The 23,170-nt window shown below is 52.5% G+C and carries 19 protein-coding genes; 5 read left to right on the top strand and 14 right to left on the bottom strand.

What is annotated here, in order from left to right; genetic code table 11:
* Positions 1–2 precede the first annotated feature (2 nt).
* Together AC1931_RS01320 and AC1931_RS01315 are read right to left on the bottom strand one after the other, a co-directional pair.
* Positions 3–1,319, bottom strand: coding sequence for a PhoH family protein (locus tag AC1931_RS01320; RefSeq protein WP_483875423.1), 1,317 nt, complete (start codon positions 1,317–1,319; stop codon positions 3–5).
* Positions 1,320–1,359: 40 nt separating this feature from the next.
* Positions 1,360–2,508, bottom strand: coding sequence for an aminotransferase class V-fold PLP-dependent enzyme (locus tag AC1931_RS01315; protein ID WP_483875422.1), 1,149 nt, complete (start codon positions 2,506–2,508; stop codon positions 1,360–1,362).
* Between the two features lie 318 nt (positions 2,509–2,826).
* Here AC1931_RS01315 and AC1931_RS01310 point away from each other — a divergent pair, with 318 nt between their 5' ends.
* Both AC1931_RS01310 and AC1931_RS01305 read left to right on the top strand, forming a co-directional pair.
* The gene (locus AC1931_RS01310) at positions 2,827–5,046 is read left to right on the top strand and encodes a vitamin B12-dependent ribonucleotide reductase (protein ID WP_483875421.1); all 2,220 of its coding nucleotides are present in this window, start codon (positions 2,827–2,829) and stop codon (positions 5,044–5,046) included.
* Entirely contained in the window at positions 5,009–5,299 is a 291-nt protein-coding gene (locus AC1931_RS01305; RefSeq protein ID WP_483875420.1) for a YkgJ family cysteine cluster protein, read from the top strand. Before AC1931_RS01310 ends, AC1931_RS01305 begins: the two co-directional genes overlap by 38 nt.
* A 5-nt stretch (positions 5,300–5,304) precedes the next feature.
* Here the strand turns inward: AC1931_RS01305 and mtaB are convergent, their stop codons facing one another.
* The 6 genes from mtaB to cysE all read right to left on the bottom strand — a co-directional run bounded on the left by mtaB (position 5,305) and on the right by cysE (position 10,577).
* Positions 5,305–6,624 (bottom strand): tRNA (N(6)-L-threonylcarbamoyladenosine(37)-C(2))-methylthiotransferase MtaB, encoded by a 1,320-nt coding sequence (mtaB, locus tag AC1931_RS01300; protein WP_483875419.1) that lies wholly within the window; start codon positions 6,622–6,624, stop codon positions 5,305–5,307.
* On the bottom strand, positions 6,612–7,664 hold the full coding sequence (gene mnmA / locus AC1931_RS01295) for a tRNA 2-thiouridine(34) synthase MnmA (protein WP_483876153.1): 1,053 nt from the start codon (positions 7,662–7,664) through the stop codon (positions 6,612–6,614). Before mnmA ends, mtaB begins: the two co-directional genes overlap by 13 nt.
* A 96-nt stretch (positions 7,665–7,760) precedes the next feature.
* Positions 7,761–8,129 carry a Fe-S cluster assembly scaffold protein NifU gene (gene nifU / locus AC1931_RS01290; RefSeq protein WP_483875418.1) on the bottom strand — a complete coding sequence of 123 codons (369 nt, stop codon included), beginning with the start codon at positions 8,127–8,129 and terminating at the stop codon, positions 7,761–7,763.
* 52 nt (positions 8,130–8,181) lie between these two features.
* A complete protein-coding gene (gene nifS / locus AC1931_RS01285; protein ID WP_483875417.1) occupies positions 8,182–9,402 on the bottom strand; it encodes a cysteine desulfurase NifS in 1,221 nt (406 codons plus the stop codon).
* Positions 9,403–9,435: 33 nt separating this feature from the next.
* Positions 9,436–9,882, bottom strand: a complete 447-nt coding sequence (locus AC1931_RS01280; protein WP_483875416.1) for an Rrf2 family transcriptional regulator — start codon at positions 9,880–9,882, stop codon at positions 9,436–9,438.
* The gene (gene cysE, locus AC1931_RS01275) at positions 9,879–10,577 is read right to left on the bottom strand and encodes a serine O-acetyltransferase (protein ID WP_483875415.1); all 699 of its coding nucleotides are present in this window, start codon (positions 10,575–10,577) and stop codon (positions 9,879–9,881) included. Before cysE ends, AC1931_RS01280 begins: the two co-directional genes overlap by 4 nt.
* Before the next feature lie 298 nt (positions 10,578–10,875).
* On the opposite strand from cysE, the gene AC1931_RS01270 reads away from it, so the two are divergent.
* The 3 genes from AC1931_RS01270 to AC1931_RS01260 all read left to right on the top strand — a co-directional run bounded on the left by AC1931_RS01270 (position 10,876) and on the right by AC1931_RS01260 (position 16,979).
* Positions 10,876–12,495 (top strand): fumarate hydratase, encoded by a 1,620-nt coding sequence (locus tag AC1931_RS01270; protein ID WP_483875414.1) that lies wholly within the window; start codon positions 10,876–10,878, stop codon positions 12,493–12,495.
* A 139-nt stretch (positions 12,496–12,634) separates the two neighbouring features.
* The gene (locus tag AC1931_RS01265; RefSeq protein ID WP_483875413.1) at positions 12,635–15,142 is read left to right on the top strand and encodes an efflux RND transporter permease subunit; all 2,508 of its coding nucleotides are present in this window, start codon (positions 12,635–12,637) and stop codon (positions 15,140–15,142) included.
* Between the two features lie 91 nt (positions 15,143–15,233).
* Complete coding sequence (locus tag AC1931_RS01260) at positions 15,234–16,979, top strand: DEAD/DEAH box helicase (protein ID WP_483875412.1); 1,746 nt, start codon at positions 15,234–15,236, stop codon at positions 16,977–16,979.
* A gap of 34 nt (positions 16,980–17,013) precedes the next feature.
* Here AC1931_RS01260 and AC1931_RS01255 read toward each other — a convergent pair whose 3' ends face one another.
* The 6 genes from AC1931_RS01255 to AC1931_RS01230 all read right to left on the bottom strand — a co-directional run bounded on the left by AC1931_RS01255 (position 17,014) and on the right by AC1931_RS01230 (position 23,150).
* Positions 17,014–18,204: a cation diffusion facilitator family transporter gene (locus tag AC1931_RS01255; protein WP_483875411.1), complete on the bottom strand. Its 1,191-nt coding sequence runs from the start codon at positions 18,202–18,204 to the stop codon at positions 17,014–17,016.
* A 10-nt stretch (positions 18,205–18,214) separates the two neighbouring features.
* Positions 18,215–19,282: a M42 family metallopeptidase gene (locus tag AC1931_RS01250; protein ID WP_483875410.1), complete on the bottom strand. Its 1,068-nt coding sequence runs from the start codon at positions 19,280–19,282 to the stop codon at positions 18,215–18,217.
* A 163-nt stretch (positions 19,283–19,445) separates the two neighbouring features.
* Positions 19,446–20,096 carry a histidinol phosphate phosphatase domain-containing protein gene (locus tag AC1931_RS01245; RefSeq protein ID WP_483875409.1) on the bottom strand — a complete coding sequence of 217 codons (651 nt, stop codon included), beginning with the start codon at positions 20,094–20,096 and terminating at the stop codon, positions 19,446–19,448.
* Positions 20,097–20,112: 16 nt separating this feature from the next.
* Positions 20,113–21,438, bottom strand: a complete 1,326-nt coding sequence (gene miaB, locus AC1931_RS01240) for a tRNA (N6-isopentenyl adenosine(37)-C2)-methylthiotransferase MiaB (protein ID WP_483875408.1) — start codon at positions 21,436–21,438, stop codon at positions 20,113–20,115.
* A 78-nt stretch (positions 21,439–21,516) separates the two neighbouring features.
* Positions 21,517–22,020, bottom strand: coding sequence for a hypothetical protein (locus tag AC1931_RS01235; RefSeq protein WP_483875407.1), 504 nt, complete (start codon positions 22,018–22,020; stop codon positions 21,517–21,519).
* 5 nt (positions 22,021–22,025) lie between these two features.
* Positions 22,026–23,150, bottom strand: coding sequence for a tetratricopeptide repeat protein (locus tag AC1931_RS01230; RefSeq protein ID WP_483875406.1), 1,125 nt, complete (start codon positions 23,148–23,150; stop codon positions 22,026–22,028).
* Positions 23,151–23,170 lie beyond the last annotated feature (20 nt).

Below are 23,170 nucleotides of genomic sequence, written 5' to 3'. Positions count from 1 at the left end.
AATCACAATAAATTGGCGGCCAGCTCAGCTAACGCCGAGCGTTCACCCTTGGTCAGAGTGACATGGCCAATCAGCTCCTGCCCTTTGAACCGTTCGACGGAAAAAGAGAGTCCGTTACTCGCTGAATCAACATAGGGGTTGTCAATCTGATAGGGATCACCGGTCAGGACAATTTTTGTTCCTTCACCGGCGCGACTGATGATCGTTTTTATTTCATGGGGAGTCAGATTCTGGGCTTCATCGACAATCAGGTATTGTTTTGGGATTGAACGCCCACGGATATAGGTTAAGGGTTCAATCTCCATCAGTCCCAGATCAATCAGTTCACGATAACCGCGTTTGCGCTTTCCCCCTTCATCGTGGGATGACAGCAGCAGTTCAACATTATCGAAAATCGGTTGCATCCAGGGTGCCAGTTTTTCTTCAATATCTCCCGGTAAAAACCCTAAATCCCGCCCCATAGGAAAGACCGGTCGCGAGATCAGCAACCGGTTATAAGTTCCCTCATCGGCGGATTTTAGCAGACCCGCGGCAATAGCCAGCAACGTTTTACCGGTACCGGCCTTGCCGACCAGCGAAACAAGCTGAACATCATCATTCAGCAGCAGATCAAATGCAAACTGCTGTTCGCGATTACGTGGATGGATCCCCCATACCCCCTCTTTTGGAACCTTGATCAAGGGAACGATCTTCCGCTGTGCGGCAACAAAACGACCAAGGGCAGTGTGTGAAGGGTTGGTGTCATCAACCAGAGTCACCCCCTGATTGGGGTAAAAGTCGAGCTCAATATCAATAGAACCTTCTTCGTAAAATTGATCAACCAGTTCCTTGCTGACCAACTGTTCTGCCGTCCCGGTGTACAGCTCATCTACCGGCACCTTGTCATTCTGAAAATCCTCCGCCTGCAAGCCCAGGGTGTCGGCTTTGATACGCAGGTTGATATCTTTGGAAACGAGAACCACCCTGCCATCAGGCAGGGACTCCATCAGGTCGTTAGCAACCGCCAGAATACGGTTATCACCACGATCGACGCGCAATTCCGGCGGCAGCTTCTGCATGAACTCCTGCTTGTAGATAGCGACCTTGAGAATTCCACCATTTTCCAGCGTTACGCCCTCCACCAGCTTGGCCTGGGAACGGAAGCCATCGATCATCCGCGAGATATGACGCGCATTACGCCCGGTTTCGCTCTGATCTTTTTTGAAGCGATCAATCTCTTCAATCACCGTTAAAGGAAGCACAACGACATTGTCATCAAATTTAAAAATAGCCTGGGGATCGTGCAGGACAACATTAGTATCAAGAATATAATACTTCATTACATACCTCTCCCTGGGGGCAGGACTCCAACAGTCCAGTTCAAAAAACCTGCTTTAAGCTATCAACCTGCTCAAGAAAATAGTAGATGTGTTCTTCAGTGGTAAAAAATCCGGGACTCACGCGAATGGTTCCTTCAGGAAAAGTCCCACAACTGCGATGGCTATCCGGAGAACAATGCAAGCCGGTACGTACTGCAATACCACGCTGATCGAGAAGAAACCCTGCTGCTGATGTATCGAGCCCCTTGATAGTGAAAGATACAGCGGAACCGCGGGGTTGATCGGCGGGCGGACCGTAAAGCTGAACCATATCCATCTGGACCAGCCCGGTGATCAACAGCCGCACCAGTTGTGTCTCCCGGGCGTGAATCTGCTCAACGCCGGTTTCCAGCAAAAAGCGCAGGGCGGCACCCAGGCCCGCCAGGCCGGGAATATTGAAGGTACCGCTTTCGAAGCGTTCGGGCAGAACTTGCGGCTGCTGTGACGAGTGGGAATTGGCCCCGGTACCACCATAGATCAAGGGACGTAATGCGATTCCCTCATGGATATACAAAAAACCGGTACCTTGAGGTCCCAACAATCCTTTATGACCGGGAGCAGCGAAAAGATCAATCGCTAATTCTTCGAGATTGATTGGTAGCAGCCCCGCGCTCTGGGAACCGTCAACCAGCAGGATAATACCCTGCTGACGACACCAGTGTCCGAGGCCATCCAGCGGCTGGAGCGAACCGAACACATTGGATGAATGATTAATCACCAGCAGGCGGGTGGGCGCTGCCAGACAGGCCCGCTGGATATCGGTTATAGCTACCATTCCGGTCTGTGCATCGGCTGCAATCTTGACAATCTCGACACCCTGATCCTGCAACACGCGTAAAGGCCGGGTTACCGCATTGTGTTCCATGCTGGTAGTGACTACCCGATCGCCGTTATTCAGAAGGCCAAAGATTGCCAGATTGAGCGCCTGGGTTGCATTAGCGGTAAAAATAAAGCGTTCTGAGGAGGCAACTCCGAACAGCTGTGCCAAGAGTTCGCGCGTGGCAAAAACCTCACGATCAGCACTAATTCCCTGTTGATGACTGCCGCGTCCGGCACTGCCACCACGACGCAGAACGGCATCAACCGCATGATAAACGACCTCCGGCTTGGGATGACTGGTCGCAGCGTTGTCAAGATAAACCCGATTCATGGACGCAGTTGATCCTGTCAAAGGCAAAAAAACAGTAAGGTTTCATCAAGATCTGGACAATACTTAAAATCCAGGGTGGCGACAAGACATTCTCGCGCCGGCAACATAATGCCACAAATACACCGTTCACTATAACGGATTCCTGTACCGATGAAAACCGCACCGGCACCTGCTTCGGCGCAGTCGGCGGGTTACAAGAAATAAATAAAAAAGAACTTGAAACCACAATATATAGTCGTTAAAGTTTCAATCTTCATATATATAGTGCTAAGCAAGATAAACACATTGTCTCGCCATCCAGATCAGAAGGACCTGAACATGACCGATAATCACTCAGAAAACACCCTTAACCTGTCCAGTAATGCCCTCACTGTTTTACGCAAGCGCTATTTCATCCGCGATGCCGGCGGCAAGTCCCTGGAAAATGCCGAAGAATTGTTTCGCCGCGTTGCTCGTACAATCGCCGGCGTTGAAGCCGACAGCAATCGGCGTGAGCAGTTTGAAGCCGCCTGCTATGAGATGATGTCTCAACTTGATTTCCTGCCTAACTCGCCGACCCTGATGAATGCCGGACGTCCCCTGGGACAGCTGTCGGCCTGCTTTGTCTTGCCGGTTGGTGATTCCATGGAGAGTATTTTCGATGCCATCAAGCATACCGCCCTGATCCATAAAAGCGGCGGCGGCACCGGCTTCTCCTTTTCACGTATTCGTCCGGCCAATGACGAGGTGCAATCGACCAGCGGTGTCTCCTCGGGCCCCATCTCTTTCATGCAGGTCTTTGATGCAGCGACGGAAACCATCAAACAAGGCGGCACCCGCCGCGGTGCCAACATGGCCATCCTGCGGGTCGATCATCCAGACATCATGGACTTTATCATGGCCAAACGCGATCCGACGGTGCTGACTAACTTCAACATCTCGGTTGGTGTTACCGAAACCTTTATGCAGGCGGTGGAAGCAGGTGATGACTACCCGCTGATCAACCCGCGTACCGGCGAGCAGGTCAAACTGCTGAATGCCACCAAGGTGTTTACCCAGATTGTTGATATGGCCTGGACCAATGGCGAACCCGGGATTGTCTTCCTCGACCGTCTGAACCGTGACAACCCGACTCCGCTGGTAGGAGAAATTGAGAGCACCAATCCCTGCGGTGAGCAGCCTCTGCTCCCCTACGAGTCGTGCAATCTGGGCTCAATCAATCTGGCGCGGATGATCAACAATGGACAAATCGACTGGGAAAAGCTGAAGAAAACTGTGAGACTGGCTACCCGCTTTCTCGACAACGTCATAGAAGCCAACGCCTATCCGCTACCGGAAATTGATCAGATGACCCGTGCCAACCGCAAGATCGGCCTTGGCGTCATGGGCTGGGCCGATTTGCTGATTCTACTCAAAACTCCCTACAACAGCCCGGAAGCGGTGGCCCTGGCGGAAAAAGTCATGCGCTTTATCAATGACGCTGCTCACGAAGAGTCAGCGCAGTTAGCAGCTGAGCGTGGCCCCTTCCCCAACTTCCAGGGGAGTATTTTTGATCATCCCGAAGGTCGCGCTATGCGTAATTCTACCTGCACCACTATTGCCCCGACCGGTACAATTTCAATTATTGCCAACTGTTCGAGCGGAGTTGAGCCCCTGTTCGCTGTCTCCTACGTGCGCCAGGTCATGGACAACAACAAGTTAATTGAAGTTCATCCGGTTTTTGCCCGCATTGCCCGCGAACGCGGCTTTTATTCGGAAGAGCTGATGCAGGAGATCGCCGAAAAAGGCTCGGTGCAGACGGTTAAAGGGGTCCCTGACGATATCCGCAAAATCTTTGTCACTTCTCACGACATTACCCCCGAAGATCACGTGATGATGCAAGCGGCATTCCAGAAACATACCGACAATGCCGTCTCCAAAACCGTGAATTTCTGTCATAACGCCACCCGTGAAGATGTCTCCACGGTTTATCGTCTTGCCTATCAGCAGGGATGCAAGGGGGTTACCATCTATCGCGATGGCTCGCGCTCCATGCAGGTTCTCTCAGTGGCCGGCAAAGCGGAAGCCAAAACCGAAGAGGATGTCCCGATGGAAACCCGCAAGGGGTTGCGAAAACGTGAGCGCCCACGCGCCCTGACCGGCGCTACCTACCAGATGGAAACCGGCTGCGGACCCCTCTATATCACCATCAATCAGGATGAAAAAGGGCTGTTTGAACTTTTCACGACCATGGGCAAGGCGGGAGGCTGTGCCGCATCACAGTGTGAAGCCATCGGCCGTCTGGTATCGCTGGCCTGGCGCAGCGGCGTGCAGGCACGTCAGAGCGTTAAACAGCTGATCGGCATCACCTGTCACAAACCCAGCGGCTTCGGCAATAACCGTATCACCTCCTGTGCCGACGCTGTAGCCAAGGCGATTCAGCTGCACATGGCAGATTCTGAAGAAATCTTGACGGCAGTCAACAATGGTGGTGGCGCCTGTCCCGATTGTGGTGGTCCGGTAGAGCATGAAGGAGGCTGCTGTGTTTGCCACGCCTGTGGCTACAGTGAGTGTGCCTGATACAACAGCATTGACGGAATGGGAAAGCCGGTGCCGACGCTGCGGGGAATGCTGTTTCGAAAAAACTATCGATCGTTACGGCAGGGTTCACACAACAAGTGTCCCCTGCCGCTTTCTCGACATCCATGAGCGTACCTGCCGCGTTTATGCACAACGCCAGGAACTGGAGGAAGATTGTATTCAACTGACGCCGGAGAATATTGATGACCTGAAGTGGTTACCGCTAGCCTGTGCATATCGTACACCACGATAAGCTCATCAGTTCACTCTCTCGACCATCAGCCCGTCTTTGACCTGATCAACAACCCGCACCAGACACAGTTCCCCCGCCCGCGCCTGGTGCTGATTGATCAGCAGTGTCAGATAATTTTCCGACAGTCCCTTGTGTAGCCCTTTGCAGCCCCCCCCCTCAACCAGCATCAGCAATTCCGTTCCGATAAAATGGCTACTGAACTGCTGTAGTTTTGCTTCTCCCAACGCGCGCAATCTGGCAGCACGCTCCTTGATCAACGCTGGAGCAATCTGATCGGGCATAGTCGCAGCCGGGGTTCCAGGCCTGCGGCTAAAGGGGAAAACATGTAAATGACTGAAAGGAAGCTGCTCTAACAATCGGTAAGTGTTTAAGAAATGATCCTCGGTTTCTCCGGGAAAGCCACAGATGACATCAAGCCCAAGAGCCATCGCAGGGTGACGCTGATGCATATCTGTAAGCAGATCAGCAAAAAATGCGGTATCATAATGACGATTCATGCGCCTTAGAATCTCGTCATCACCGGCCTGTAAAGGGATATGCAGATGAGAGCAGAGCCACTGCTTCTGTACGAGATAATCACGCAGCTCAAGGGGCAGCTCCGTTGGTTCAATCGACCCTAAACGCACACGGCCGACAAACCCACAAACTTCTATCGCCCGCAATAATGTCAGCAGACTGGTACCATCCCCAAAATCCCGGCCATAGCCTCCGATATGGATACCTGTCAGCACAACCTCTCGATAACCGGCCGCCCCCAGGCGCTCGATCTGGGCAACAACCTGATTAACCGTCACCGAGCGGCTGGTACCACGAGCATACGGAATAATACAGTAAGAGCAAAAGGCGTCACAACCGTTCTGGATCTGCACAAAAGCTCGGCTGCGCTGGGCAAAAGTACTAAGATCGAGAGGATTACAGTGCTCGACCGCGCGGATATCGGTCACTTCAATGGTGGTTTTGCTGGTGTTGTTTTCTTGTGCCCGTGCCAGCAGCCGCAGCAATTCTCTTTTCTGCTCATTCCCGATGATCAAACTGACACCGGGAAGTTTTTGCAGTTCAGTTGGATTGATCTGGGCGTAACAGCCGGTAACGACAATCCGGGCCGCCGGGTTTAGCCGCTGCGCGCGGCGAATCAGGTTGCGCGACTGGGAATCAGTAGCCGCCGTCACCGTGCAGGTATTGACAATCACCAGATCGGCTCCTGAGGAAAAATTCACCTGCTGATAGCCTTCGGCGGTTAATTGTTCAAGCATGGCCGCTGATTCAAACTGATTGGTTTTACAGCCGAGAGTAACAATCGCAACTGACCTGGTTACTGAATCCATCCCCCCCCCAACACCCGATCACCCTGATAGAAAACGGCAGCCTGCCCCGGAGTTACTCCCGACTGGGGATTAGAAAAAATCACCTTGACACGCTCATGATCAAAGGGGACAACCTCGGCCGTTTGTTCCAGCTGGCGGTAACGGATACGACAGGCGCTGGTAAAAGATAGTTGCGGGGCCGCCATGTTCCACACACAGTTGCCGACAATCATCTGATCACACTGCAAGTGCTGTTTTTCTCCGACGACGACACTCTTGTTGGCAGCATCAATACGGATCACATAGAGAGGCTCACTCCAGCCGACACCGAGTCCTTTGCGCTGACCGACGGTATAGCGGTAGTAGCCTTGATGGTGTCCCAGCACCTGCCCTGATACATGAACAATGGGTCCGGCACAATGATCGAGTTGTCGTTCTTCTTCCAAAAACCGGACATAGTCGCCATCCGGCACAAAACAGATGTCCTGACTTTCAGCTTTTTCAGCAACGCGCAGATTAAAGCGCGCGGCGTGTGCTCTCACTTCTTCCTTGGTCATCCCGCCCAGGGGAAAACGCACCTGCGCCATCTGCTCCGCCGTCAGGGTAAAAAGGAAATAACTCTGATCCTTATCCTGATCGATTCCTTTATGCAGGGCAAAACCACCTTCGGCACGGGGAAGAATCTGTGCATAATGGCCGGTTGCCAGAAAATCCGCCTCAAGTTCACGCGCCTTGCGCATCAGTAATTCAAACTTGAGCACCTGATTACAGAGCACACAGGGATTGGGTGTCCGTCCGGCAAGATAATCATTACAAAAACGATCAATCACCTGCTGCTTGAACTGCTTTTCAAAATTGATGACATAAAAAGGAATATCCAGCTGTTCGGCAACCCGCCGAGCATCGTAGACGTCATCAAGGGAACAGCAACTGCCGAAGGTCTCACCATGCTTGTCAGTATACTGGGAATAATCCCAGATCTGCATGGTCATACCAACAACCTCATACCCCTGCTCTTTCAGCAGTGCGGCGGTTACCGAGGAATCAACGCCGCCACTCATGGCAACGACAACACGTTTTTTCACATCCACCTCACACAAAAGGCCCCGGTATAAGCGGAGCCTTTTGAAAAGATTGCCGGCAAAAAGACCGACAAATCAGGAATTCTTGGCCTTGTAATCCTTGATTGCTTCATGCAGGGCATCGGCGGCCAGGTTGGAACAATGCATTTTAGCCGGCGGCAGACCGTCAAGGGCTTCAGCAACTGCCTGGTTGGTCAATACCAGTGCCTCGTCGATGGTCTTGCCGATGGCGAGCTCCGTCACCATGGAAGAAGTAGCTATCGCTGCACCGCAACCGAAGGTTTTAAATTTAACATCCTTGATAATATTGTCTTCGACCTTCAGGTAGATCTTCATAATATCGCCACAGGAGGCATTGCCGACTTCACCCACCCCGTTAGCATTTTCGATTTCACCAACATTGCGTGGGTTGCTGAAATGTTCCATGACTTTTTCTGTGTACATCCTTTTGGTCTCCTATTTCTTATATTCACAACAAAGGTTCGTTATTTTCTGTTCAGCTGGCCTTATGAACCATCCGGCACTCATCACAGTGCAACGGTGTCGGTTCTTTACGTTGATAAAGGGGGCTCATCTCTCGCAGGCGTTGAACAATCGGGGGAAGTTCGGCCAGGATATAGTCTACTTCCTCCTCAGTGTTGTCAGCACTGAAGCTGAAACGTACACTTGAGTGGGCAAGCACAATATCAACGCCCATCGCCTGCATCACATGAGAGGGCTCCAACGAACCGGAAGTACAGGCAGAGCCCGAGGAAGCGGCAATTCCCTTCATATCAAAAAACAACAGCAACGATTCCCCTTCAATAAAATTAAAACTGATATTCAGCGTGTTGGGCAGCCGCAGGTCAGGGTTCGGATGGCCGTTCAGTTTAACATCAGGAACCGTGCTGAGAATCCCCTGTTCGAGCTTGTCACGCAGGCGACGGACATAGGCATAGTCCTTTTGCTGATTCAGACGGGCCAGTTCACAAGCCACACCAAGACCGACAATACCGGGCACGTTATGGGTTCCAGCGCGACGATTGCGTTCCTGATGACCGCCATGCATAAAACGCGTCATACGGGTACCACGACGCAGGTACAAGGCGCCGACGCCCTTGGGCGCGCCAATCTTGTGACCTGACAGCACCAGCATATCAACCTTGGCAGCCTGTACGTCCACCGGAACCTTGCCGATCGCCTGAACCGCGTCGGTATGGAAACGTACTTTATGACGACTGGCAATCTCACCGATCTCGGGAATCGGGAACAGATTGCCGGTTTCATTATTAGCCCACATGATCGAAATCAGGATGGTCTTGCTGGTGATAGCAGCCTCCAGCTCATCCAGATCGAGCATGCCATCTTTATCGACCGGCAGATAGGTTACTTCAAAGCCGTTTTTTTCCAGATATTCACAGGTCTCCAATACGGCCGGGTGCTCCACTGTGGTAGTGATAATGTGGTTTCCCTTGGGGCGCAACGCTTCAGCAGTCCCTTTGATTGCGAAGTTATCCCCTTCGCTGCCGCAGGAGACGAAAATAATTTCTGCCGGTGAGCAGTTGAGCAATTCCGCGACCTGTTCACGGGCCTTCTCGATGGCCCCACTGACCATGCGGCCGGCCCAGTGGACGCTGGAGGGGTTGCCGAATTGCTCACGAAAATAAGGAAGCATAGCCTCCAGCACTTCCGGCTTGACTGTTGTCGTTGCGTTGTTATCAAGATAAATCTGCTTCACAAAAATCCTCCGGGGTAACGTGAATGTAAAACATCAAATGCAAACCTGCCCTCCAAATCGTTGATCGAGACGGCAACGGGCTTCTTTGGTAAGATCTTCCAGGGTCATGGATGCGAGAAAAGTACGGATCTGATTTCCCAACCCCTGCCATACCGACTGGGTCGCACATTCCAGGTCGCACCCGCAACTGCCATCAGCGTTCATACAGGAGACCGGCACGAGAATCTCTTCAACGGTATCAATAATCTGGTCTACGCGAATCTGATCAGCCGCGCGAGCCAGCAGGTACCCACCGCCGGGACCACGTACACTTTTAACAATCTGACCGCGCCTGAGCTTGACAAAAAGCTGCTCGAGATAGGTCAGTGAAATTTTTTCACGCTCGGAAATATCCTTGATGGTCACCGGGCTTCCACTGCTGGCCAGGTTCAGACTCACCAGAGCACGGACAGCATACTGAGCTTTGGTTGACAATCTCATGAGACTGCATCCTCCTCGTCAGCCCGATACCTCACCAGTTCAGCCTTGAGCTTATCCTGTTCATGGCGTAAACCGACTACCTGCTCTTCAAGTCTCTGAATCTGATCAAACACACAACTCACGGCTTTGGCTACGGGGTCAGGTAATTCACCGTGCTGCAAATCGACACCGACCCGTTTTTCCCCTGACAGCACTACGCGCCCAGGAATTCCCACCACTGTAGCCGTGGCTGGAACCTCTTTAACTACAACAGAATTCGAGCCGATCTTGCTATCATCGCCGACCTTGAATGGACCGAGAATCTTGGCGCCGGAGCCGACTACGACATTATTGCCGAGGGTCGGGTGGCGTTTTTCCTTGGCCCAGGATGTCCCCCCCAGGGTCACGCCATGGTAGAGAGTACAATTTTCACCGATTTCGGCGGTCTCGCCAATAACTACTCCCATACCGTGGTCGATAAAAAAACCTCGCCCGATTTTTGCCCCGGGGTGGATCTCAATACCGGTAAAAAAGCGCCCGAGGTGCGAGACAAAGCGCCCCATAAAGTTACAGTTGTTAATCCATAACCAGTGGGATAGCCGATAAAACAGCATGGCATGAAAACCGGGATAACAGAAAATCACCTCAAACACGCTGCGCACAGCCGGATCGCGATCAAACACTGCCCTGATATCGTCTTTTAAAAAAGCTAACATGAACAACCTCCTGACAAGCCCTAACGACATGATACTGGATCGGACAACGACCAGCTTGCGCGCTATAAATTATCTCAATTGACTATCATACCTGACTGTTTCTGTCAATTTCTATTAAAGAGAAACGGTCAGGTATTCTCATCCTGAAATTTCATAAGAAATAGTCCTGTTGTTTTACACCGGGACACTGTAGTTAGCGGTCGACACTGGATGAAAAATCACCTATAGTTATTTGCATTAATTTTGCCGGCCGCAAAGGCCTTATCATCCTATTAACATTGACCAAGGAGTGAGAGAGATGCCGGAATTCACCTATCAGGATCCCATGCCGATGGGAGCAGACACTACCAGGTACTACAAGATTGAAGGGTCTGAAAAATATGTCACTGTCACCAATTTCGAAGGCAAAGAAGTGATCAAGGTCGACCCGGAAGCGTTAAAAGTATTATCCAATATGGCGATGCGCGATGTTTCCTTTCTGCTGCGCCCTGAACACAACGAACAGGTAGCTAAAATTCTCAGCGACCCTGAAGCCAGCGACAATGATCGCGGCGTAGCCATGGCTTTTTTGCGTAATGCTGAAATTTCCGCCATGTTCGAGCTGCCCACCTGCCAGGATACCGGTACCGCCACCGTCGTTGCCAAAAAGGGGCAACAGGTCTGGACCGGCTGCAACGATGCAGAAAAAATCTCAGAAGGTGTCTTTAAAACCTATAAAGAAGAAAATCTGCGTTACAGCCAAACTGTCGCCCTCGATATGTACAAGGAAAAAAATACCGGTACTAACCTGCCGGCTCAGATCGACATCTACGCAACCGATGGGGATGCCTATAAATTTCTGTTTATCGCCAAGGGGGGTGGTTCCGCCAACAAAACCATGCTCTATCAGGAAACCAAGGCCCTGCTCAACCCTGATTCGCTCTATAACTTTCTCGTCCAGAAGATGAAGACCATCGGCACTGCAGCCTGTCCGCCCTACCATCTGGCCTTTGTTGTCGGCGGCACTTCGGCAGATGCCTGCTTGAAAACCGTCAAACTGGCAACCGCTCGTTACCTAGATGGCCTGCCGACCAGTGGCAACGACCACGGCCGGGCCTTCCGTGACATCGAACTCGAAGAGAAACTTCTCAACGCTGCCCAGGAGCTCGGTATCGGCGCCCAGTTTGGGGGCAAGTATTTTGCCCACGATGTGCGCGTCATCCGTCTTCCGCGCCACGGTGCCTCCTGCCCTGTCGGCATGGCAGTTTCCTGCTCAGCAGACCGTAATATCAAAGCCAAGATTACCCGCGAGGGACTCTTTGTCGAAGAAATGGATCGCAATCCCGGACGCCTGATTCCGGAAAAATATCGTGGCAAAACCAGCCAGGGAACCCGTATCGACCTCAACCGGCCGATGCCGGATATTCTCGCTGATCTTTCCAAACTTGAAGTTGGAGCACCCCTTCTTTTAGATGGAACTATTGTTGTAGGTCGGGATATTGCCCACTCAAAGTTCAAGGAAATTCTCGACAGCGGCAAGCCGTTGCCTGACTACCTGAAACAGCATCCGATCTACTATGCCGGTCCGGCCAAAACCCCATCCGGCAAAGCCTCCGGTTCCTTTGGCCCAACCACGGCCGGGCGCATGGACAGCTATGTTGATCTGCTTCAGAGTAATGGCGGCTCGATGGTGATGATTGCCAAAGGCAACCGCAGCCAACAAGTTACTGACGCCTGTGCCAAACACGGTGGTTTTTACCTTGGCTCAATCGGTGGACCGGCCGCAGTTCTTGCTGAAGAAAATATCAAGAAGGTTGAATGTATCGATTTCCCCGAACTGGGAATGGAAGCCGTTTGGAAGATTGAGGTTGTTGACTTCCCGGCCTTTATTCTAGTTGATGACAAGGGCAACGATTTCTTCAAAAAACTTGGTCTCTAATCAACTGGGACCAGAAACTGCCCAAAAGCCCCGGCGCTAAGCCGGGGCTTTTGTCTTTTTACCCTGGTGGCGTTATAGTGGCATTTTGATTTTGACACTTTTTATTTCCCCCTGCTGCAGTCATAGCGATGGACAATTAATGAAACAAACGATCATTTCGATCTACGAACGTCTGGTTTTGAAACACCCTCTGGTCACCCTCGGCTTGCTGTTGACACTGATTGCAAGCGTGGGCCTTTTTGCCAAGGATTTTCACCTTGATGCCTCAGCGGACTCGTTGATGCTCGAGCACGACAAGGATCTGCGTTATTTTCGCCAGATTAACGCCCAGTATGGTACCAGCGACTTCCTGATTATCAGCTATACCCCCAGAGGTGAACTGCTGGCACCGGAAACCATCGCCGATCTTCGCACCTTGCGGGAGAGCCTGCTCGAAATTGAACGCGTCACCCAGGTAATGAGTATCCTTGATGCGCCACTGATCGACAGCCCACGCGTCACCCTGTCGGAACTCAGCCGCGAGATCCGCACCGTCGAAACACCAGGTATCGATATGGAGCTGGCGCTGGCTGAATTTACCACCGGGCCGATCTATCAAAATCTCCTGGTCAGTGCTGATGGGCGCACCACCGCCCTCCAGGTCATGCTGGCGACCAATGAAGAGCTGCGCGCTTTACATCGCCAACGTACCGAACTCCGTGAAAAACGCGATGATGGGAAGATCACGGCCGCAGAAGAACAACAACTGACGGCTATTTCCAACGCTTACGACCGGGTCAGTCGTGCCCACAATGATCAGGAAGCACGCGATATTGCCACCATCCGTGCCATCATGGATGAGCATCGTGATACGGCTGAGCTGTTTTTAGGCGGCATCCCGATGATTGTTGTCGACATGATCGATTTTATTCGCAACGATCTGGTTAAGTTCGGTCTTGGCGTCCTGGTATTTCTGGTTACCATGCTGATTCTGATTTTCCGGCGTTCCCAATGGGTATTGCTGCCCATGGCCTGCTGTTTTTTAGCGGTTTTATTCATGTTTGGTTTTTTGGGACTGGTTGGCTGGAAAGTCACGGTTGTTTCCTCCAACTTCACCTCATTACTGCTGATCATCACCCTTTCCCTCTGTGTTCATCTGATTGTTCGTTACAACGAACTGTTAGCCGAACAGCCTGAAGCCAGCCATGCTGCCCTGATCCGTGAAACCATTCGCTCCAAAGCGCTGCCGAGTATTTATACCGCATTAACCACCATCGCCGCTTTTGCCTCGTTACTGACCAGCGATATTCGACCTATTATCGACTTCGGGTGGATGATGGCCATCGGTATCGGTTTTGCCCTGGTAATAAGCCTCATTCTCTTCCCGGCCGGACTGGTGCTGTTGAAAAAACCCCAACCCTTTGTCTCACGCCTCGATATTACCGGCTATATCACCAGGTTTTGCAGTCATCTGGTTGAACACCATGGCCGGGCAACATTGCTGACCTTTGCCCTGATCACCCTGATCAGCATTTACGGCATCGCCCAATTATCGGTTGAAAATCGCTTTATCGACTATTTCAAACCAACGACAGAAATCTATCAGGGAATGGCACTGATCGACCGGCAACTGGGCGGCACCACCCCCCTCGATGTCATTATCGATGCTGATCCGGAATTTTTAGCCGCTCTTGAACAGGAATCAGCCGCTGCTGATGATGACCCCTTTGCAGACGATTTCTTTGCTGATGATACGGTTGAAGCAGGTCTTTCCGGTAGCAGCTACTGGTATAACAGTTACCGGGTAAATGATATTCACGCCATCCATGACTATCTTGATCAACTCCCGGAGTCGGGCAAGGTGCTGTCTATGTCGACCACCTTTACCCTGATGGAGCATGTTAATGAAGGGCAACCACTTGACAACATAGCTCTGTCAGTCATTCACCGTAAGTTGCCTGAGGTGATTGACGAAACCCTGTTTCGCCCTTACATGGCTACGGATGGCAACCAGATCCGTTTTAATCTGCGGATTATCGACTCCGACCCGAACTTGCAGCGCAATCAGCTGATCGGCAAGGTTGAAGATGATCTGGTTGCTTTGTTTGATCTCAAACCGGAGCAGGTTCATCTGACCGGCATGTTCGTGCTCTACAATAATGTTCTGCAGAGTCTCTTCTCATCCCAGATCATGACCATCGGCGTGGTTTTTCTGGTGATTGTCGGCATGTTTCTGATCCAGTTCCGTTCATTGCGGCTGGCACTCATTGCGATTGTCCCCAACCTCCTGTCGGCGGCTGCGGTACTGGGGCTGATGGGGTTGATGAACATCCCGCTGGATATTATGACCATCACCATTGCTGCCATCACCATCGGCATTGCGGTGGATGACACCATCCATTATATCCATCGCTACAGCGACGAACTGCGAATCGATGGTGACCCTCTGGCGGCTGTCAAACGGACCCACGACAGTGTTGGACGCGCCATGTATTACACATCGATTACAATTATTACCGGTTTCTCCATTCTGGCCCTGTCCAATTTCAACCCAACCATCTACTTTGGACTGTTTACCGGTCTGGCCATGATTGTTGCCATGTTTGCCAACTTAACCTTGCTCGCGCTGTTGCTCTTATTGTGGCAACCCCGGCAGGAACCGACGTAAAAACGACATAAAAAACTGGTATTCAACCGACGGACAGGCTATTGTCCAAAACTTTGCCGTCAAAATACGACTTTTTCAGGACAGGAATAACATGAGCAGCGACGAACTACTTTCTTTCAGCGAATTGGCTCTGGCACCGGCCATCATTAAAGTTATCGACGAAGTCGGTTACGAATCGCCAACGCCAATCCAGGCACAGAGCATCCCTCCCCTGCTCGCCGGCCGAGATCTACTTGGCCAGGCCCAGACCGGTACCGGCAAGACGGCTGCTTTTTCATTGCCACTGTTGTCCCGCCTTAAACCTGAGCTGAAATATCCGCAACTGCTGATTCTGACCCCGACCCGCGAACTCGCCCTCCAGGTAGCCGAGGCCGTACAGACCTATGCCCGCCATCTTCCGGGTTTTCAGGTTCTGCCGGTTTATGGTGGACAGAATATGGTCCAGCAGTTGCGCCAGCTACAACGTGGTGTGCAGGTTGTGGTCGGCACCCCGGGCCGTATCAAGGATCACCTTAACAGGGGCACACTTAAACTCGACAGACTCACTGCCGTGGTGATCGACGAAGCTGACGAAATGCTGAAAATGGGGTTCATCGACGAGGTTGAAGAAATCCTCTCCCATACCCCACCCGAGCATCAGACCGCGCTCTTTTCAGCCACCATGCCACAGGAAGTACTCAAAATTGCACGGCGTCATCTCAAAGACCCGGTTGAAATCCGGATCAAATCCAGAACTTCAACGGTTGAACAGGTCACCCAGCGCTACTGGCAGGTCAAAGGTCTCCACAAGCTGGATGCGCTAACCCGAATTCTTGAGGCGGAAGAGATCGACGGCATGATCATCTTTGTACGCACCAAGATAGCCACCGTGGAACTGGCGGAAAAACTTGAAGCACGGGGTTTTTCAAGTGCTCCTTTAAATGGCGACATGACCCAGGTGATGCGCGAAAAAACGGTTGAACGACTCAAGGAGGGGACTCTTGATATCGTCGTTGCTACCGATGTGGCGGCTCGCGGGCTGGATGTTAAACGTATCAGCCACGTGGTTAATTATGATATTCCCCACGATACGGAGGCCTACGTGCACCGCATCGGCCGCACCGGCCGGGCCGGCCGGGAAGGAAAAGCCATCTTATTCGTTGCCCCCAGGGAAAAAAGAATGCTGGCAGCGATTGAACGGGCCACCCGGCAACCGATCAAGGCCATGGCATTGCCGAGCCGCAAAGAAATTACTAATCGCCGCGTCGGGCTGTTTAAAGAACAGGTCAATGCTATCCTGGAATCCCAGGATCTTGAGTTCTTTGAAGAGCTGATTGATGACATTCAGACTGACTACGATATTGGTCACCGTCGCATTGCTGCGGCCCTGGCGTTTCTGCTGCAGAAGGAACGTCCCCTGCAGATGGAAGAGGACAATTTTGTTCAAGAGGAGCCAGCTGAACCGCGCGCTTCCGGCAAGCGAGTTGAACGCAGAACCGGCGAGCAGGCCACCTGCTACCGGCTCGAGGTGGGCCGCAGTCACGGCATCGAAGCGGGCAATATTGTTGGTGCCCTGAGCAACGAAGGTCGGATCGACAGTCGCTCAATCGGTCGCATCAATATTTTTGAGCACTTCAGCCTGGTCGATTTGCTCATCCCCCTGGACGCGGTGCAGGTCAAACGGGTCAGGGACATCACCATCAATCAACACCCTTTATTGATCAGTCTTGACACCAAGGGATCATCCCAACCGGACGCTCATAAAAGAACGAATCGTGGTAAGCGGATTATCGGCAAGGGACGAAATTCAGCCCCCAGAAAAACAGCACCTCGGAGCAGAAACCCGAAGCGCAGCTGAGACGGGCGGGCCCGATCATTATCGTCATAGATAGTCAGGGGGAAGGTTTGCTGCTAATATCCCGTGGCTGACCAACCCAGACCTTCACTTGTCGAAGCCACGGCAAATCATGGGCACGAGCCATCAGGCTCACCTGTAAAAGCTCAATATCGTCAGCAGAGATATCGTCGATCCCATAGAACAGATCAACATCGATAGCCAGATCAAGATAGTGCAGAACGGTATGATGAGGCTGTTCAAAAAGCGGCATTCCCTGCCAGCGTTGAGTCAACTGGGCAACGGCATCCGGTCGCAAAGGTAAACGCCGGTTGTCTTCGGTGACATCAACCTGTTCATCACATTCGGGATCAATATGAAAGATGACATCGGAGATGTGATCATATTGATTGCGTAACAAACGCGCTACCCAGGCACCAACTTCATGTCCCTCTGAAACACTGATGTGCGGATCCACCTGCAGATGAATATCAAGCAACGTGCGATTTGCCATGCGCCGGCTACGCAGATCGTGTACACCCCTGACACCGGGAATGGTCAGGGCGCTTGCGCGGATGCTGGTGACTTCATCCTGGGGCAGCGCCGTATCGACCAGCTCTTTGAGGCTGTCCCAGATCAGGGTAAAACCGATGCGCGCCACCATCAATGCGACAACCACTGCGGCCAGCTGATCGAGCCAGGTAATACCCAGTAGTGCACCACCAATGGCAACAAAGACCACAATGGAAGACAGGGAATCCGTGCGATGATGCCAGGCGTTGCCTTCGAGCAGGCGTGAGTTGTTCTGCCGGGCAATACGCAAGGTATAGCGATATATCCATTCCTTGCTGACAATCGAAGCCAGGGCAACGACCAGGGCAATGGCATTAGGGGTCACCAGTTCGCGCGGCGTCAGCAGACGCATCATGCTGTCCCAGACCAGTGCACCGGCAACGGCGATCAGCAAGGCACCCAGGATCAGGGTGGCCAGGGTTTCGTAACGATCATGGCCGTAAGGGTGGTCTTTGTCCGGCTGCTGACGCCCATAATGACTGGCCACCAGCACCAGAACATCGCTGAGCATGTCGGACGCAGAATGAATACCGTCGGCAATCAGGGCATAGGAGTTGGCCCAAAAACCAACAATGACCTTGATAAATGCATTGATGACATTAACCACCAGGCCAATCAGGGTGACCTTGCGCGCCGCTTGCGATTGCTGGTCGTGCATTTGAGATTCTATCACCATCACAAATCTATCAGGCCGGAACAAAGCTGGTTTGGCTGTCGATCCTCGACAGGGTAGCTGTGAGCAGCTTAATTGCCCGTTCCAGATCGTTCAGATCGAGGGTTTCTACCGGGGTGTGCATGTAGCGTAAAGGAATCCCCAACAGCGCTGTCGCCACCCCACCTCGGGAAAGCTGCATCACGTTGGCATCGGTGCCAGTAGCGCGCGGCACGCCGATAATCTGCACTGGAATGTCTTCGGCTTTTGCCGTTTCTACCAGCAATCTGAACAGCATCGGATTGATATTGGCGCCACGGGCAATCACCGGCCCTTTGCCAAGTTCAACGCGACCAATACCATTGCGCTCAACATCCGGGCAGTCGGTGGCGTGAGTCACTTCAACAACGATACCGATGTCGGGGTTGACCCCATAGGAACTGGTTGTACCACCGCGCAACCCGACTTCTTCCTGCACCGTCGAGACGCTATACAGATCGGCAGCTATGCCACCGTTTTGGCGTACCTGTTTCAGCACCTCAGTGACAATAAAGGCCCCCATTTTATCATCGAAGGCTCGGGCCGTAACCCGCCGTCCCTGGAGCGGTTGCAAACCAACGGCGAAAGTGACCGGATCACCGATGGAGACAAGCTTTTCTACCTCTTCGCGCGATGTACAGCCGATGTCGATGTATTGCTTCTTCAGATTAATGACGGTATCCCGGTCTTTACTGTCAATCAGATGAATGGCTTTTTTTCCGATCACGCCGGCAATGTCACCCTGGTCAGTATGGATTGCCACCCGCTGTCCCGGTGACAGGTGGGGATCAACACCCCCGATAGCGCCAAAATAGATAAAGCCCTTATCATCGACAAACTGGACCATGAAGCCGATTTCATCGCAGTGACCGGCAAGCATGACCGTGGGGCCGCCACGCCCTTTGAGCAGGGCGATGAGATTACCCATGATATCGGTCTCAATAGTGTCGGCCACAGACTCAAGCTGTTGACGAATCAGGCGTTGCACCGGCTGTTCAAAACCTGATGGGCTGGGGGTTTCAACCAGTTGCTTAAGAAAATCAAAATTACACAAATTGTTCATCAACTACCCTTTGTTGGTTTCGTAAAAAATATCAATTTGGATGGCTAAGCCAAAAGCGCCAAATGCAAGGCGCGTGATTATTGAGCAATGAGGCGTACTTTCGTACGTCGAAGCAGTGAAATAATCGCAGCAACGCCGCAGTTGGTGAGTTTTTGCGACGCCATCACCCCTTGGCGCGAGCAACCAGAGCGCTTGAGTTTGCCTGAGCCTGCAGAAACTGCTCTTCAGTCATCGCCGCCCCCAATGCAATTCGCCGCATCTGTTCGGTAGCGACCAGATCTCCGGGACCATGGGCGTCATTATTGATGACCAGTTTGGCACCGTATTTGTGCGCCAGCCTGGCGACATGACCATTGGTGAGTGAGTGTCCTTTACGGGTGGTAATTTCCAGACAGACACCCATTTCAGCGGCCAGCTGTACCTCTTCAGGGGTGATGAGTCCCGGATGTGAGAGGATATCAACACCGGCCCTGATGGCGGCCAGGTTGGTTCCGGGCATTACCGGTTCGACAATGGTTTCGCCATGAACTACCACCAGTTCGGCACCATGATCACGGGCCAGCCTGGCCGCATCGGCGATGGCGGCCGGAGCTACATGGGTCAGTTCCACTCCGGCCAGAACCTGCATACCATTGGCCTCACCGAGTTCATCAACCACGGGGACAATATTGGCCAATAGCCAGGCAATGTTGCTTTTGTCGGCATGATCAGTAATGGCCATAGCGCGATATCCGGCAACCGCAGCGCGGCGCACCAGTTCAGCCGGCACCAGTTCACCATCACTGAAAAAGGTATGGGTATGAAGATCAATCATTGTAGTATTCCTGTCATCATAAGTTATTCTGGTATTCACCCAGATGGGAGTTGCGCAACACCTTTTTAATAGCTACGGGGACAATCCGACCGATCAGCTCTTGGGGCCCACTAAAGTTGACAATCCGATTCCAGACGCTGCGCCCGAAGAGCTGACCATCACCCTGTTTACTCGCCCCCTCAACCAGCACCGGCAATACCATCCCCTCATCTTCTTGCCAGATTTCTCCACTGATACGCTGCTGTAATGTCAGCAGCCGCTCAAAACGCTGCTGTTTCTGCCGCGCAGAGGCGTTATCGGGCATGGACGCTGCGGCTGTTTCCACTCTGGGTGAATATAAAAAGGTGAAGGCATCAGCATACCGGACCTGTGCTACCAGATCGAGGGTCGCCTGAAAATCTTCTTCCGTCTCCCCGGGAAAGCCGACAATCATATCGGTGGTCAAACGGATCTGCGGACACACGGCTTTTAAGCGACTCACCTTATCCAGATAATCAGCGGCATCATAGCCGCGATTCATCAACGCCAGAATCCGGTCGGAACCACTTTGAACCGGCAGATGGATCTGTGGACAAAGACTTTTTAAGCGCCCGAAACAGTCAATCAACTCTGCCGTAATGTCCTTGGGGTGTGAGGTTGCAAAGCGCAAGCGCTCCAGGTCAGGAATGGCATCTACTGCCTCTAACAGCCGGGGAAAGGACAATTCATTGTCATTCTTGAAACCGTAGGAGTTGACGTTCTGTCCAAGCAGGGTCACTTCCCTGACCCCGGTCGCGACGAGGGCTTCGATTTCGCGGAGGATTTCAGCGCTGGGTCGGCTGATCTCGCGTCCGCGAACATGAGGGACAATACAGTAGGAGCAGAAATTATCACAACCTTGCATGATGGTGACAAAGCGGGTAGCACTCTCGCCGGCCGAGCGCTCGGGGAACAGATTCAAACGCGTATCGCGATCGAGAAAGTCGGTTTCACTGGCGCGTTGGCGGGTCTGTTCCACCTGCTGCACCATCTCCGGCAAACGGTGGATATTGTGGGTGCCGAAAACCAGATCGAGATAAGAAACCGAGTCAAGCATGCGTTGTCCTTCCTGCTGGGCAACACAACCCCCGACACCGATAATCAGCTCCGGACGTCTGTCCTTGATCGGTTTGAAGCGCCCAAGATGACCGTAAACTTTACGTTCCGCTTTATCACGCACCGAGCAGGTATTGAGCAGCACCAGATCAGCCAGATCGGGAGAACCTACCGCTTGATAGCCGATCCCCTGCAGCAAAGCGACAATCTGCTCGGAATCAACAACATTCATCTGACAACCAAATGTTTCCAGGTAAAAGGACTTCATATCACCATCATCGCTAAAATGCCTTTCGGCAAGGATTTAGAATTAACCATGTATCATAGTCACGGGAACTTATCAGAGTCAAACCGGATCCTGTTGTTCCGGAGAATTCGCAGCCAATGCAGACAGGACGCGCAGGCAGGTCCCGGGCTCTTCCAGACATTCAAGCACCACCCGTTGCGAGTCGGTAAATTTCAGTTCAATATCGGCCAGATGGTCTGTGTAGGGATGAAGAGCTATGGCGTATAACATGAGCCAGGGATAACTGACAGTCTGTTTATTGCTTCCAGGCCGAACCAATAACCGCTGGTCACTGATGGCATAAAAAAGGGTTTCCCAGCGCCAGCGCAAATAGATCAACCGAACAGGTCCACACACCAGTGCCAACAGGGACAGCACCAGTAAAAAAACCAGGAGCCAGGGGGTAACGTCATGATCCCGGCCTTGCCACAAGCACGCCGCCACCATCAATAGAACTACAACTGCGACGAGCTGGCTGCGCCAATACCTGAAAAGGTAACAGCGGGGCGCCGGCCGCCCTTGCCAGAGCAAAACCTCATCTTTTTCCAGGGGCCATCTGAGCATACAGATCAGCGCGGCAACCGGCGCAAACGCTCTGCGGCAGCACGCCCAAGGGCACTTTGCCCATCAACCTCGAACAGATGGCGATACAGCTCGCGCGCCCGGACCAGATTGCCACGCCCCTCCTCGGTTTCTGCCAGCAGAAAAGTTCCCTGTAAGGTTGGAAACAGTACCAGGGAAGCCTCTAGCTCTGCTACCGCATCCGACCATTCTGAGCGCCGCAGATGAATGTAGCCAAGCCCCAGACGCGACTGATAAAAGTCCCCATCGACATGAACTGCCTGGCGCAGATAACGGCGTGCCGGGATCAGGTCTTCTCCGCGCAGATAAGCCATCCCCAGCGCTGTCAGTAACAGACTCCGGGGCTGTTGCTGAATCGCCTGATGATATAACCGCAGAGCTCGTGTTTGCTCCCCCGCCGCCTCAGCAGAGCGCGCCTGATCATAAAGTTGATAGGCAATCGTCAGCTCGTCAGGATTTGCCAGCCGGCGGACATTGGTGTTTGAATCAAAACTTTTAGCACCACGATAGTTGGGATAAGTTGCGACGATATAATCACGTGCTGCCTGCAGACGCAGTGCTGATAATTGATCAGGATAGACTGACCGACCACTGTCAATGGCTGCCCGGTTCAGACGCCGCCACATCTCGTCCAGCTCAAAAAAACCGTTCAGAGAATAACCACTACGCACCAGCACATCGATGGCTGCGATATCAGGGCTATTGTCTTTCTCATTTCCATAGCTCCGATGCAGGGCAACATCGGTCAGTTCGCGTACCAGCAATAACCGTTGTGAATAGTTTGCATCTCCGGGTGGCACATCCTGTAAAAAGACCGCACGACCCCGAACCATCGGCCGCAGACTCTCAGTGACAAGACCGGCCTGATAATAACCGATTTCACGTGCCAACAGGGCCGCAAGTTGGGTTTCCGTCTCAAGTTCCTGCAACAGTCCACGGGTAACAACAACAATGTTCCCCGGGAGGGCAAAAGAATGTGGGTCAGAGTGATCGGCAACCCGAACCTGAATGGGCTGGCTGAGATCATCAGCCCTCAAGCGTCCGGCAACCTGATTGACATGGTTTTCAAGGCCGGTGTCGGGGCAGTCCCCTCCCAGATATTGAATTAGCATATCACTCAATATCCCGCCCA

This window comes from Pelovirga sp. C15f (genome assembly GCF_057178085.1).
Note: the sequence above shows the minus strand (reverse complement) of the source record. Positions and strands in the feature narration are given on the sequence as shown.